Source organism: Arthrobacter sp. USHLN218, from assembly GCF_037144715.1.
GTDB lineage: Bacteria > Actinomycetota > Actinomycetes > Actinomycetales > Micrococcaceae > Crystallibacter.
On sequence record NZ_JBBCYT010000005.1, the window covers coordinates 87,014 to 99,767 of the forward strand.

General features: G+C 69.4%; 11 protein-coding genes. 6 read left to right on the forward strand and 5 right to left on the reverse strand.

Annotated features, from left to right (window positions below; translation table 11 throughout):
• Positions 1-69 precede the first annotated feature (69 nt).
• Positions 70-1,122, forward strand: coding sequence for an iron-siderophore ABC transporter substrate-binding protein (locus tag WFH44_RS12775; RefSeq protein WP_336714256.1), 1,053 nt, complete (start codon positions 70-72; stop codon positions 1,120-1,122).
• An 89-nt stretch (positions 1,123-1,211) separates the two neighbouring features.
• Here WFH44_RS12775 and WFH44_RS12780 read toward each other — a convergent pair whose 3' ends face one another.
• On the reverse strand, positions 1,212-2,582 hold the full coding sequence (locus tag WFH44_RS12780; protein WP_336714257.1) for a short-chain fatty acid transporter: 1,371 nt from the start codon (positions 2,580-2,582) through the stop codon (positions 1,212-1,214).
• A 188-nt stretch (positions 2,583-2,770) separates the two neighbouring features.
• Between WFH44_RS12780 and WFH44_RS12785 the strand changes: the two genes are divergently transcribed.
• Both WFH44_RS12785 and WFH44_RS12790 read left to right on the forward strand, forming a co-directional pair.
• Positions 2,771-3,835: a glutathione S-transferase family protein gene (locus WFH44_RS12785; protein WP_336714258.1), complete on the forward strand. Its 1,065-nt coding sequence runs from the start codon at positions 2,771-2,773 to the stop codon at positions 3,833-3,835.
• Positions 3,832-4,581: a gamma-glutamyl-gamma-aminobutyrate hydrolase family protein gene (locus tag WFH44_RS12790; RefSeq protein ID WP_336714259.1), complete on the forward strand. Its 750-nt coding sequence runs from the start codon at positions 3,832-3,834 to the stop codon at positions 4,579-4,581. The genes WFH44_RS12785 and WFH44_RS12790 overlap by 4 nt, the downstream gene beginning before the upstream one ends.
• Before the next feature lie 41 nt (positions 4,582-4,622).
• On the opposite strand, the gene WFH44_RS12795 is transcribed toward WFH44_RS12790, so the two are convergent.
• On the reverse strand, positions 4,623-5,396 hold the full coding sequence (locus WFH44_RS12795) for a MerR family transcriptional regulator (protein ID WP_336714260.1): 774 nt from the start codon (positions 5,394-5,396) through the stop codon (positions 4,623-4,625).
• A gap of 127 nt (positions 5,397-5,523) precedes the next feature.
• On the opposite strand from WFH44_RS12795, the gene WFH44_RS12800 reads away from it, so the two are divergent.
• On the forward strand, positions 5,524-6,543 hold the full coding sequence (locus WFH44_RS12800) for a DMT family transporter (protein WP_336714261.1): 1,020 nt from the start codon (positions 5,524-5,526) through the stop codon (positions 6,541-6,543).
• A 36-nt stretch (positions 6,544-6,579) separates the two neighbouring features.
• Here WFH44_RS12800 and WFH44_RS12805 read toward each other — a convergent pair whose 3' ends face one another.
• Together WFH44_RS12805 and WFH44_RS12810 are read right to left on the reverse strand one after the other, a co-directional pair.
• Positions 6,580-7,683, reverse strand: coding sequence for a GTP pyrophosphokinase (locus WFH44_RS12805; RefSeq protein ID WP_336714262.1), 1,104 nt, complete (start codon positions 7,681-7,683; stop codon positions 6,580-6,582).
• A 63-nt stretch (positions 7,684-7,746) separates the two neighbouring features.
• Positions 7,747-9,699 carry an acyl-CoA dehydrogenase family protein gene (locus WFH44_RS12810; protein ID WP_336714264.1) on the reverse strand — a complete coding sequence of 651 codons (1,953 nt, stop codon included), beginning with the start codon at positions 9,697-9,699 and terminating at the stop codon, positions 7,747-7,749.
• A 167-nt stretch (positions 9,700-9,866) separates the two neighbouring features.
• Here WFH44_RS12810 and WFH44_RS12815 point away from each other — a divergent pair, with 167 nt between their 5' ends.
• Positions 9,867-10,907: an LLM class flavin-dependent oxidoreductase gene (locus tag WFH44_RS12815; protein ID WP_336714265.1), complete on the forward strand. Its 1,041-nt coding sequence runs from the start codon at positions 9,867-9,869 to the stop codon at positions 10,905-10,907.
• A 70-nt stretch (positions 10,908-10,977) separates the two neighbouring features.
• Here WFH44_RS12815 and WFH44_RS12820 read toward each other — a convergent pair whose 3' ends face one another.
• The gene (locus tag WFH44_RS12820; protein ID WP_336714267.1) at positions 10,978-11,742 is read right to left on the reverse strand and encodes an alpha/beta fold hydrolase; all 765 of its coding nucleotides are present in this window, start codon (positions 11,740-11,742) and stop codon (positions 10,978-10,980) included.
• Between the two features lie 137 nt (positions 11,743-11,879).
• Between WFH44_RS12820 and WFH44_RS12825 the strand changes: the two genes are divergently transcribed.
• Positions 11,880-12,443, forward strand: a complete 564-nt coding sequence (locus tag WFH44_RS12825) for a dihydrofolate reductase family protein (RefSeq protein WP_336714269.1) — start codon at positions 11,880-11,882, stop codon at positions 12,441-12,443.
• The last annotated feature ends 311 nt before the right edge of the window (positions 12,444-12,754 follow it).

Sequence of the window (12,754 nt, forward strand, 5' to 3'; positions counted from 1 at the left end):
TTCCCTAATAGCGCTGAGTGTAGGCTACCCTTACTTTTGTTCCTGTCGCTCAAGCCAAGGAGGCCACCGTTGGCCCTTTCCAGATTGCGGGCAGCCGCCGCGGCCGCCGCCGTCCTGCTGTCCCTCACCGCCTGCTCCACCGGACCCGCGGGAAGCTCATCGGAGGGCGGCACGGCTGCCGCGTCCGACGGCGCCTTCCCCGTCACGATCAAGCATGCCTACGGGGAAACCGTCATTGACGAACAACCGGAACGCGTCGCGACCGTCTCCTGGGTGAACGACGACGTCTCCCTGGCCCTCGGCGTCGTTCCTGTGGGGATGCCGAAGGTGGAGTGGGGCGGCAACGAGAACGGGTCCACCCCCTGGAAGGACGCCAAGCTGGAAGAACTCGGCGCGGGCGCCGGGTCCGAAAAGGCGCCGAAGCAGTACTCCGAAGCGGATGGCATCGCCTTCGACGACATCGCCGCCACGGAACCGGACGTCATCCTGGCGGCCTACTCGGGCCTGACCCAGGAGGACTATGACAAGCTGTCCAAGATCGCGCCCGTCGTCGCCTATCCGAAGACGGCGTATGGCACGGACTGGCAGACCTCGACCGAGATGATCGGCAAGGCCCTGGGCAAGGGCGCCGAGGCCGAGGAGCTCATCGCCAGCACCGAGGCCATGGTCGACGAGAAAGCCGCGGAGTACCCGCAGCTGGCCGGCAAGACCTTCATCTACGGCAACCTCGACCCCGCCGCCAGCGATGCCGTGAACGTCTACACGGCCAACGACAACCGGCCGAAGTTCCTGAGCAGCATCGGAATGAAGCAGGCCGACGTGGTCACCGAGGCTACAGGCGACTCCGAGGAATTCTTCCTTCCATGGTCTGCCGAGAAGGCCAACGAGCTGGACTCCGACATCTTCGTGACCTGGGTTCCCAGCGACAAGACCAAGCAGCAGGTGCTGGAGGATCCGCTGCTCGGCCAGATTCCCGCCGTCGAGAAGGGTGCCTTGGTGGCGGATTCCGACAACACGCTGACGCTGTCCATCTCCGCGGCCTCGCCGCTGAGCTTGCCGTGGGCGCTGGATACCTTCCTGCCGATGCTGGCCGAAGGGGCGGACGCCGTCGACGCGAGCTAAAGCCGTTCCAACGCCGAGGGCGTCCCGCCACCTGGTGCGAGGGACGCCCTCCTGCGTTAATTGCGGTCCCGGCCGAGGAAGCGGCCCGGCTACCCCGCCCCGACGATCAGCAGGGTGGCTGCGAAAACCAGCCCGGAGGCGATCAGCGTGAACGTCGTGTAGCCGAGGATGTCGCGCATCTTGAGCCCGGCGATGGCCAGCAGCGGCAGCGCCCAGAACGGCTGGATCATGTTGGTCCACTGGTCGCCATACGACACCGCCATGATCGGCACGGACGGGTCCACCCCGAGCCGCTCGGCCGCATCGAGCATGATCGGCGCCTGCACGGCGAACTGGCCGCCGCCTGAGGGCACGAAGAAGTTGACCAGGCCGGCCGAGAGCAGTGCCAGCACGCCGAAGGTCTGCGGGGTGGAGATACTGACGAAGAGGTCGGAGAACACCGTGATGAGGCCGGACGCGGTCATGATGCCGAGAATGCCGGCGTAGAGCGGGAACTGCAGCAGGATGTCGCCGACGTTGGATGCGGCGTCCTTGACCAGCGCCATCAGTTCGAACGGGTTGCGCACCAGCAGGAAGATCAGTGCCAGGAAGGACCAGTTGACGATGTCCAGCGTCAGCGACCCGCCCTGGACGAAGTGGATCGCGAGGTAGGCGACCAGGACCAGTCCGACGACGGTGGTCAGGATGCGGCTCGCGTCCAGCCGGTCCGCCGGGGTCACCACATCCTCGTCGATGTCGACGCCGGTGTCCCGGGCATCGATCCCGAGTTCAATGATTTTGTCGTCGCCGCGGGGAGCCACGGCGGCCAGCGCCAGCCCGACGGCGACCACGGTGGCGAGCGCGGCCGCGATGTTCCACGGGGAGAAGGTGGTCTCGCTGATCGGCACGGTGCGGCCCAGCTGCTCGGCGATGAAGGACCCCTCGGTGGCGGCCGTCAGAGGGCCGGAGCCGGAGTAGCCCATGTGCCAGACCACGAAGCCCGAGAAGCCTGCGGCCACCAGCATGGGGAAGTGCAGCCGAACGCCCTTGGCCCGAAGCTGCGCCGCCACCTCCTTCGCGAGCAGGGCGCCAACCACCAGCCCGAGGCCCCAGGTGATCAGCGAGGCGGCCGCCGCCACCACGAACACGAAGACATAGGCCTGGATCTGGCCGCGCGGCAGCCCGCCGAGGAAGGCCAGCAGCCTCCGGACCGGCCGGGTGTTGGCGAGTGTGTGTCCCAGCAGCAGGACCAGCGCCATCTGGGTCATGAAGGCCAGCAGTCCGGAGAGTCCGTCGCCCCAGCCCTTCACTACTTCCACCGGACCGGCGTCGGTCAGGGCCAGCGCGAGGGCGGCGACGATCAGGGTCAAGACGATGCCGAAGACGAGGGCACTCGGGATGAAACGTTCCACCAGATTATTGACGGGCCGCATCATGGCCGAGACCGGATTGCGGCCGTCCTGCTGGTTTAGCGTGGACATGCAGAATCTCCTTGTAGGTGCGAGTGGTGCCGGCTGGGCCGGCGGCGCGAACGGGGACCCCAACGCCCCCACTCTAGCGACCCAGCTCACACTTTTGCGCCGTGCCGAGGGGGCGCGCGCGGCGGGGCTGGCTCGCTGGAAGCAGGGCATCCCGGCGGACTGTCCCCGGCGGGCGCTAGGCTGAAGGCATGAGCCAAAGCCAAGCTTCCACCGAATTCAGCACCAAGGGCGCCTACGTGCACACGGGCGAGGAGTTCAACCGGGATACCCACTACATCGAGGACCGGATCCTCCGCGGCGGGGGCAACCCGAACGAGGGCCGCTGGCCGGTGGAACCCGGGCGCTACCGGCTGGTGGCGGCGCGTGCCTGCCCCTGGGCCAACCGCACCATCATCGTGCGCCGGCTGCTTGGACTCGAGGACGTCATTTCGATCGGACTGCCCGGTCCCACGCATGACGTGCGCAGCTGGACCTTCGACCTCGACGACGGCGGCAAGGACCCGGTGCTGGGCATCGAGCGCCTGCAGGAGGCGTACTTCAAGCGCTTCCCCAACTACCCGCGCGGCATCACCGTGCCGGCCATCGTGGAAGTGGCTTCGGGCGCCGTCGTCACCAACAACTACCCCCAGATCACCCTGGACTTCGCCACGGAATGGACCGAGTACCACCGCGAAGGCGCCCCGGACCTGTACCCGGAGCACCTGCGGGAGGAGATGGCCGTGGTCAACAAGCGGGTCTTCACCGAGGTCAACAACGGCGTCTACCGATGCGGCTTCGCGGGCTCGCAGGAAGCGTACGACAAGGCCTACGACCGGCTCTGGACGGCGATGGACTGGCTGGAGGAGCGGCTGGGCACGCGGCGCTACCTGATGGGCGACACCATCACCGAGGCCGACGTCCGCCTGTTCACCACGCTCGCCCGGTTCGATCCGGTGTATCACGGCCACTTCAAGTGCAACCGGAACAAGCTCACCGAGATGCCGGCGCTGTGGGGCTACGCGCGGGACCTGTTCCAGACGCCCGGCTTCGGCGACACGATCGACTTCGAGCAAATCAAGGCCCACTACTACGTGGTGCACGAGGACATCAACCCGACCCAGATCATCCCGCAGGGGCCGGACCTGTCCAACTGGCTGAGCGGGCACGGCCGGGAGAGCCTCGGCGGCAGCCCGTTCGGCGACGGCGTGGCCCCCGGACCGGTCCGCGGGGGCGAGCGGGTCGCCGCCGGCCACAACCCGCTGTACCCGGCATGAACACCGGCGCAGAGCGGCCGCGGATCGCGGTCAGCTACGCCCAGGACGCGCCGTCGCATGCGGCCTGGTTCTCCGAAGAGCTGGCCGGGCTGGCCCGCAATGCCGTGGCGGGACTCGAGGCGGCCGGCGCGGACGCCGTCGTCGTGAATTCCGCCTCCGGCCACGTCTTCAGCGCCGTGGATTTCGACGGCGTGCTCATCCTGGGCGGCGGGGACGTGGACCCGTCGCGCTATGGCGGCGACACCGCGGAGCCGACGGTGCATGCCGTGGACGCCACCGCGGACGAGACCGAGATCGACCTGGTCGTCGGCGCGGTGGAGAACGGCCGGCCGGTGCTCGGCATCTGCCGCGGGCTGCAGCTGATCAACGTGGCATTCGCCGGATCGCTGATCGAGGACCTCGGGCCGGACTCCGTGCACAAGGTCCACGAGGAGCGTCCGCCGATGGCCGGGCATGCCGTGTCCGTCCATCCCGATTCGCTGCTGGCGGACGCGCTCGGGGCCGGCGAGATCACCGTGCAGTCCGGACACCACCAGGCCGTCCGCCGGCTCGGCGACCGGCTGCGCGTGGTTGCCACGGCCTCGGACGGCGTGGTCGAGGCCGTCGAACTGGCGCGTCCGGACGAGGGCTGGCTGCTGGCCGTGCAGTGGCACCCCGAGGAGCCGGGCTCGCCGGACGGCCAGCTCGCTGCGCTGCTGACCCCGTTCGTCGAGGCCTGCCGCTACGTCGTAGCCGCCCGGGGCTGAACTCCCGCGGCGCCGCCCCTGAAGAACCGCCCAGGGCGCAGCTAGGCCAGGTGCCGGTCGGCGTAGACCTGCATCGCGTCGCGCACGAAGGAGGCCCCGGCTTCGCCGCCGTAGTTGGCGCCGAAGCGCGGGTCCGCCACGTACATCCCGCCGAGCCCGGTGAAGTAGCCGTAGGACACGTCCTGCCCGCCGTTCGCTCCGGCCAGCCATTCGAACTGCCGCCGCGCCAGCTCCTGCGCCTCCTCGCTGTCGGGCGCCGCACCTGCATCGGCCGCGGCTACCCAGTCCTGCAGCAGGCGCCGGCTCCGCTCCTGCCAGGCCGACCGCTCCGCCTCGGTCAGGCCGCGCCACCAGCGGTCGCCCTTGGCATAGGCGTCCTTGCCCCAGCGCTGCTCGACCTCTTCCTTGTACTGCGTGTGGTCGAACCCATTGAACATTTCCTCGGCCATGAGCTCCTCGCCCCTCTCTGTCTTCCTGATCGTCGTCCGGACGGATTCGATCTGCCGCTCGAGGCGGTCCCGTTCCTGCAGCAGCAGGTCCAGGTGTCCGCGCAGCGCCTCGGCCGTGTCCGTGCTGCCCGCGAGCACGGCGGCAATCCCGGGCAGCCCCAGCCCCAGCCCGCGCAGCAGAAGGATCCGCTGCAGCCGAAGGAGGCAGCCGCCGTCGTAATAGCGGTACCCGTTGTGCCCGATCCTGCTCGGCGCCAGCAGCCCGGCGTCCTGGTAATGCCGCAGCGTCCGGCTGGTGGTGCCGGCCGCCTTGGCCACCTCCTGGATGGACCACTCGGCGGTCCCCGTGTCCGGTCGTGTTGTCATGGGTTCCACTATGGAGGTTGACGCTGCGTCAAGGTCAAGGTCAAGGTCAAGGTCAAGAGCGGGCGGACGACGGCGGACCGCGGCTTGGCGGGGACGGTTTGCTTCGGCGGCGGGTAGCGTTGGGCTCGTGCGATCCGAGCGTCCCCGAGCCAAGCCCGCGCGCGAGGGCATCCGGCTGCCGGCGCCGCTGGCGTTGGGGCTGGCGCTGCTGGGCGGGTCCGGGTTGGCCGTGCAGAGCCGGGTGACCAGCGAGCTCGGGATCGCACTGCAGGACCGGCTGGGTGCGGCGCTGGTGAGCTTTGCTGCCGGGCTGATCGCGGTGCTGGCCTTTGCGCTGCTGCGACCGGCCGCGCGGGCCCGGCTTGGCGCGGTCCCGGCGGTCCTGAAGCGCCGCGAGTATCCGCGCTGGTGGCTTGTGGCCGGCACGATCGGCGCGTTCTACATTTTCGCCCAGGCCGCCACGGTCGGCCCGATTGGACTGTCCCTGTTCACCATTGCGATCGTCACGGGCCAGATGGTCTCGAGCCTCGCCGTCGACCGGATGGGGCTGGGGCCGGGCCGCAAGATCGGCGTCAGCGGCGCCCGGGTGGCGGGGGCGGTCCTGGCCTTCGCCGCCGCGGTGGTCGCCGCGAGCGCGCACTTCGCGGCCGACGGACCCGCCGGCCCCGGGCCGGAGGGCGCTCGGCTGGTCCTGCTCATGCTGATCCCGCTGTTCTCCGGGCTGCTGCAGAGTGTGCAGCAGGGCATGCTCGGCCAGATGGGGACGGTGCACGGCAGCCCTGTCATCTCCACGTTCCTGAATTTCGCCGCCGGGACTGCCGTGCTGCTGGTCCTGTGGGCGGCGCAGGCCGCGCTGAGCGGCCGGGCGGTGCTGGCGGGCGGCCCGTGGTGGCTGTACCTCGGCGGCCCGCTCGGGGCGCTGGTCCTCGCCAGCGCAACGATCAGCGTGGCCAGCACCGGCGTCCTGCTGACCAGCCTTACGGTGATCTGCGGCCAGCTGGTCGGTTCGGTCGTGCTGGACATCGCGTGGCCCTCGGCGGGTAGCACGGTGGGGCCGCTGACCCTCGCCGGGATTGCCCTGACAGCGGCGGCCATGCTGATCGCCACCGGCAAGCCCGGCGCCTGGCTTCGCCGCCGCAAGGGCTAAGGCGCAGGGGCGGAATCCTGCGCAGCACCCCGCGCCTCAGGCATCGCCCTCGTGGGCCTGCCGGTACGCCTCCATCTGCCGGTGCCGCCGGAGCAGGCTCTCGCGCCGATGGTTGTCCTCCCCGGCGGTGAGCTCGATGTGCCGCTTGCCGAAGCGCCACAGCAAGACGTCGTCCAGGAGCCGGTCCGGCCCGGGGGAGTAGCGGTGCTCCAGCGCCCGGCGGACCTTGGTGATCGCGTCGGCCTCGAGCAGCCCCGCCAGTTCGATCGTCCGGCGCAGCCCGTGGGCGGCGAGCAGCTCGGCCGCCCAGCCCCAGTCGTCGTCCGCCTTCCGGTCCACGTGCGGCAGCAGGGTCTGCCACACCTCGCGGATCCGGTTGGGCGTCAGCGGCGCGTCCCCCTCGCCGTCCTCGTCCCAGTAGCCGGTCACCGCCTCGTAGCGCTCGTGCAGCTCGGAGAAGACGGTCTCCACGGATTCCAGCATCGCCGCCGTCGCAATGAACTGGCGGTCGAAGTACGGGCTCCAGGCGCGCGGATCCGCCGCTTTGAACCGGATGCCGTGCTCGATCTCGGACCACGCGTGCGCCAGGATCGTGCGGATCTGGACCTCGAAGATGTAGCTGCCGTTCGGCTTGGCCGGCTCCCCGAGCACGCGCTGGTACTCCTTGACCACGTCGTTCTGGATGGTCCGCATGATCAGGTGCCGGCTGGAGTAGCCGTAGGTGCCGGACTCGATGTAGCCGATGTCCTTCTCGCGGTCGCTGCGGCAGTCGAACTCGCTGCGCTGGCGCTTGAGCAGGTGCGCGGCCTCGCGGATTTCGTGCGGCAGGCTGACGATCACGCGCACGCCGACCAGGTCGTTGAGCTGCCGCAGCGGATCCGGGAACTCCAGCACCGGCGGGTGGCCCGGCTCCTGCGCGGGCATGGTCCGGGAAGCCTTGTCGCGGAAGGACTCAAGGCTCTTGGTTCGGGCGGCGACAAACAGCGGCGCGGGTTCCGCGTCCCTGAACACGTCCCGGATGGTCGACTGCATCTCCCGCGTGACCTTCTCGAGCTCCGGGCGCACGCGCGCGAACTCCTCGGTGCTGGCCTGCACCTGCGGGCGCAGGCTCTCATCGAGCCGGTCCCAGTGCCTGCCCATGCGGAACTCCTTTACGACGACGGCGGGGGCCTGGGTCCACTGTATCGGCAGGGGAGGGCGCGGCTAGCGGTAGCGGCGGTGCAGGTCCTCCCTCGCGGGGGCGCCCTCGGCCGGCTCCGCGATCCACGGCCCGGTACCCTCGGACGGATCGAGCACGCCGCTTTCCAGCCAGGTGTAGTTCCCGCCGAGGACCCGGTCCGCCAGCCGGTTGTCCGCCGCGTCGGAATTGCGCCACAGGTCCGCGAACAGCGTCCGCACGCGCTCGCGGGACTGCAGGCAGAACGTATCCGCCAGCTGGTAGGCCGCCTTGCCGTGCTCCGGGTGCTGGGACAGCAGCAGCTGGGCGCGGCTGCAGCAGGCGGCCATGGCGAAGAGCTCGGCCCCGATGTCCACGATCCGGCCGAGGAAGACCTGGTGGTGCTCCAGCCGGGCCTGCCATCGGCCCATGCCCGCGAAGGTGTGCCGGGCCAGCTTGCGGCTGCTGCGTTCGACAAAGCGGAGATGGCCGGCCAGCTCGCCGAAGTCCCGGTAGGCGGTCGGGTTCATGCCCTCGCCGGCGAACAGGCCGGGCAGCCAGCGCGCATAGAAGCCGCTCGCGCCCATCGCGGCCTTGGCCTTCGCCGCGAGGTCGGCCTCGGCGGAGGCCAGTTCCCCGGCGGCGGCCAGGTGGGCATCGACGGCTTCCCGTGCGATCAGCAGGCGCATGATCTCGCTGGAGCCCTCGAAAATGCGGTTGATCCGCAGGTCGCGCAGCTGCTGTTCGGCCGGGACGGCGCGTTCGCCGCGCGCCGCCAGCGAGGCCGCCGTCTCATAACCGCGGCCGCCGCGGAGCTGGACGAGCTCATCGGCGATGCGGCACGCCATCTCGCTGGACCAGAGTTTGGCCAGGGCCGCCTCGATCCTGATGTCCCGGGCCCCCACATCCGCCATCGACGCGGACAGCTCGAAGACCGCCTCCAGCGCGAACGCCGTCGCCGCAATGAAGGAGATCTTCTGGCTCACCGCCTCATGCTTGCCGATCGGCCGGCCCCACTGCACCCGGGCGGCGGACCATTCGCGCGCGATCTTCAGCGACCATTTCCCGGACGCCGCGCAGAGGGCGGGGATGGACAGCCGGCCGGTGTTGAGCGTGGTCAGCGCGATCTTCAGGCCCTGGCCTTCCTTGCCCAGCCGGTTTTCCGCCGGCACGCGCACGTTGTCGAACCTGGTCAGTCCGTTCTCGATGCCGCGCAGCCCCATGAACGCGTTGCGGTTCTCCACCGTGATGCCCGGCGAATCGGCCTCCACCACAAACGCGGTGATGCCGCCGGGGCCGCCGTTGTGCGGCGGGACCTTGGCCATGATCACGGCGAGTTCGGCGATGACGCCGTTGGTCGTCCAGAGCTTGGTGCCGTTGAGCAGGTAGGCTGCGCCGTCGTCCGCAGGCACCGCGGTGGTGCCGAGGCGCGCCGGGTCGGAACCGACATCGGGCTCCGTGAGGAGGAATGCCGAAACGGCGCCGGCCGCACAGCGGGGGAGGAACTGCCGCTTCTGCGCCTCGGTGCCGAAAACCTTGACCGGTTCCGGCACGCCGATGGACTGATGCGCCGAGAGCAGCGCCCCCAGGCTGGGGTGGACCGAGCCGAGCAGCATCAGAGCCCGTCCGTAATGCAGCAGCGATAGTCCCAGGCCGCCGTATTCCGCGGGAATCTTCATGCCGAAGGCGCCGAGCCGGGCCAGCCCCGCCAGGTACTCGTCCGGAATGAGGCTCTCACGTTCGATCCGCGCCCCGTCCATGGTGCGCGCATATTCCTCGAGCCTGACCAGGAAGGATTCGCCCGCGGCCTCCGCGTCCGCGGAGGGCACCGGATGCGGATGGATCAGCCCCAGGTCGAAGCGCCCCAGGTACAGGTTCTTGGCAAAGCTGGGCCGCCGCCACTCGGATTCGCGCGCCTGTTCGGCGACCTCCCGGGCTTCGCGCTCGCTGACGTTCGCCCCTCCGCCGGCGGCCACGTGACGATCGGTTCCAGTGCTCATGGCAGTCCCCTTTGACTCCAGGTTCCTGCCCAGGTCCGGCAGAACCTTTTAGCTGTCATCCAATGTTACTCCCGGGTAGGTCCTTTCGGGAGGAATAATCGGGATTGGATGAAGCTTCAAGTATTAGCGGCAATCTTCGATGACCATCTTCAATAAGGAGCAGATCAGTGGACTTCGGCATCTTTACCTTCGGCGAGCTGACCCGGAACGTCACCACCGGCGAGGCGCTTTCCCCGCACCGGCGGCTAAAGGAGCTGATCGAACTGGCCAAGCTCGCGGACCAGGCCGGCATCGGCTTCATCGGGCTGGGGGAGCACCACCGCAAGGACTTCGCCATCTCCGCTCCGGAGGTCGTCCTGGCCGCGATCGCGCGGGAGACGACGAACCTTCGCCTGGCCACCGCCGTCACGGTCCTCTCCACCCAGGACCCGGTGCGCCTGTTCGAGCAGTTCGCCACCTTGGACCTCATCTCGGACGGCCGCGCGGAGATCATCGCCGGCCGCGGCGCCTTCACCGAGTCCTACCCGCTGTTCGGCTACGACCTGTCCGACTATGACGGCCTCTTCGAGGAGAAGCTGCAGCTCCTGCTGGCCGCCCGCGAGCAGGAGCAGCTCACCTGGCGCGGGACCTGCCACCACAGTATCGACGGGATGGACATCGCCCCTCGCCCGCTGCAGGAGAGGCTGCCCGTTTGGGTCGGTGTCGGCGGCACGCCCGCGTCCTTCGAGCGGGCCGGCCGCCTCGGCCTGCCCCTCTATATCGCGCTGCTCTCCGGGCCGCAGCACTTCGCCCGGCATGTCGAGTACTACCGCCAGACCGCAGCAGCGCATGGGCATGATCCGCAGGCCCTGCCCATCGGGACGGGCGGCCACTTCTTTGCCGCCCCCACGTCGCAGCAGGCCCGCGACACCTTCTACCCGTATTACCGCGCCTACTTCGAGCAGAACATGCCCCGCCCCGCGGGACACTTCCCGCGCGAGACATTCGACGCCTGGGCCGGACCCGGCGGCGGCCTGCTCGCCGGCAGCCCCCAGGAGATCATCGACAAGCTCATGGTGCAGTACGAGACCTTCGGCCACGACCGCTACATGGCCCAGGTCGGCCTCGGCGGCCTGCCCTTCGCCGAGACCGCCAAGTCGATCGAACTGCTCGCCACCGAGATCATGCCCGTGGTGCAGAAAGAAACCCACGCCGCCCGGAAACCGTAGCCGACCGCTTGCCGGGCAGCCGCTGCCGACCGGCTGTCCGGCAGTCGTGGCAGCTCACCGCCCGCAGCCTTCAGTCCCGCGCCGCCCCGAGCTCCGGTGGCATCTGGCCTTCGGCCATCCTGATATGCCGCAGGACGGCCGCCGCGCAGGCCTTTGGGTGTTCCCAATGCACCATGTGCCCGGCATCCGTGACCAGTTCGTGCTGCCAATCGGGGTGCCCGAGCAGGAACTCCTTCACCGCGTCAGGGGTTCGTGTGCCGTCCCGCGTTCCCGTCACCACGAGCGTCGGGGCCGTGACCAATCCGGGCACGTCCTCGGCGGCACCGGTGATCCCGGCCTCCATGCTTTGGCGTACGACGGCGGGCGGCAGCCTGAAGGGGGCCAGGAACCTCTCGCGGTCCTCGTCCAGTGGTTCTTCGCCCCCGCGGAACCATGCCGCAAGCATTTCCTCGGCTGCATCTTCATCAGGCGCTCCCGGCCCGCCGAAGAGTCGGCGCAGCTTTTCCTCCGCCGCCGCGGACGGCGCCACCGGCACCATGCCCACCAGGGTGAGTGACGCCGTCGTCCGCGGGTAGCGCGCCGCGATGGTGACGGCGATGCTGCCGCCGAGCGAATGCCCCACCCAGTGGACGGGCGAGCGGGCGGAGAGTTCGAGCGCGAACATGGCCGCAACGTTCTCCACCGTCCACTCGAAGTCCGGCTCGAGCGGCGCCCCGTAGCCAGGCAGGTCGAGGTTCAGGACCTGGCGCCCGGCCTCCCGGAGCACCCCGGCCACCGGGTTCCAGTAGCTTGCCGGGCACGCCCAGCCGTGGAGCAGGACAATGGGAGCGCGCATAGACCGATTATGCCGGGGTCACGGCTGCCGCGGTTCCGGCGGCCTTCATTCACGGGCCGCTGTGTGGCCTGGCCGATGATGGTTTCCGCGCAGTGCCGGTCTGTACGGCGAACGTCGGCTCGTGGGAGGCTGGCGCCATGCGGAAACTGATCTACGGTATGAACGTGAGCCTGGATGGCTACGTCGCCGCGCCCGGCGACGACCTCGGCTGGAGCGTGCCGTCCGACGAGCTGTTCCAGTGGTGGTCCGACCGGGTGGGTGCGACGGACCTGGCGTTGTACGGGCGCAAACTCTGGGAGACGATGAGCTCGCACTGGCCGACCGCCGACCAGCAGCCCGGCGTGACACCGGCGGAGATAGAGTTCGCCCGCCGGTGGCAGGACATGCCCAAGGTGGTGTTCTCCTCGACGATCAACACGGTCGACTGGAACGCGCGCCTGGTCGCCGGTGACGCGGTCGCCGAGATCACCCGGCTCAAGGCCGAGGACGGCGGGCCCATGGACATCGGCGGCGCCACACTCGCCGCAGCTGCCATGCGGGCCGGGCTGATCGACGAGTACGTGCTGGCCACCGCGCCGGTGTTGGTGGGCGGCGGTACGCCGTTCTTTACGGCCCTGGACAACTGGGTGAACCTGGCCCTGGTGGAGACCCGGACATTCCCCGACGGCGTAGTCCTGGCCAGGTACGAGACCAGGCGCTGAGTGCCCGACGCCGGGGGCGCGAACTTCGGGCGAATGGGCCTGTCCGATGCCAGGCCAGTCAGGAAAGATGCGGCGCGCTACTGGGTGCCGGTTGCCGGCCAGGACCCGGAGACGGCGGCAGGCTGGATCCAATGGATCGGCTGGGGTCTTCGTGCCGGCTGGGGACATTAGGGCAGTAAATCGTTTCGTAATCAGTATCACCGTAGGCTAGCCTTACTTAAGCTTGTTGGGCCAGTCCGGAGGTGAATGTGGGAGCAGAGGCGCGTCTACCCGTCCGTGCTGTGCTGCGCCCGTCCGCCGACGGTACCCCG

Excerpts from the sequence above, each read along its gene's own strand:
- WFH44_RS12780 (WP_336714257.1), bottom strand. The coding sequence starts at position 2,582 with ATGTCCACGCTAAACCAGCAGGACGGCCGCAATCCGGTCTCGGCCATG.
- WFH44_RS12785 (WP_336714258.1), top strand. The coding sequence starts at position 2,771 with ATGAGCCAAAGCCAAGCTTCCACCGAATTCAGCACCAAGGGCGCCTAC.
- WFH44_RS12790 (WP_336714259.1), top strand. The coding sequence starts at position 3,832 with ATGAACACCGGCGCAGAGCGGCCGCGGATCGCGGTCAGCTACGCCCAG.
- WFH44_RS12795 (WP_336714260.1), bottom strand. The coding sequence starts at position 5,396 with ATGACAACACGACCGGACACGGGGACCGCCGAGTGGTCCATCCAGGAG.
- WFH44_RS12805 (WP_336714262.1), bottom strand. The coding sequence starts at position 7,683 with ATGGGCAGGCACTGGGACCGGCTCGATGAGAGCCTGCGCCCGCAGGTG.
- WFH44_RS12810 (WP_336714264.1), bottom strand. The coding sequence starts at position 9,699 with ATGAGCACTGGAACCGATCGTCACGTGGCCGCCGGCGGAGGGGCGAAC.
- WFH44_RS12820 (WP_336714267.1), bottom strand. The coding sequence starts at position 11,742 with ATGCGCGCTCCCATTGTCCTGCTCCACGGCTGGGCGTGCCCGGCAAGC.
- WFH44_RS12825 (WP_336714269.1), top strand. The coding sequence starts at position 11,880 with ATGCGGAAACTGATCTACGGTATGAACGTGAGCCTGGATGGCTACGTC.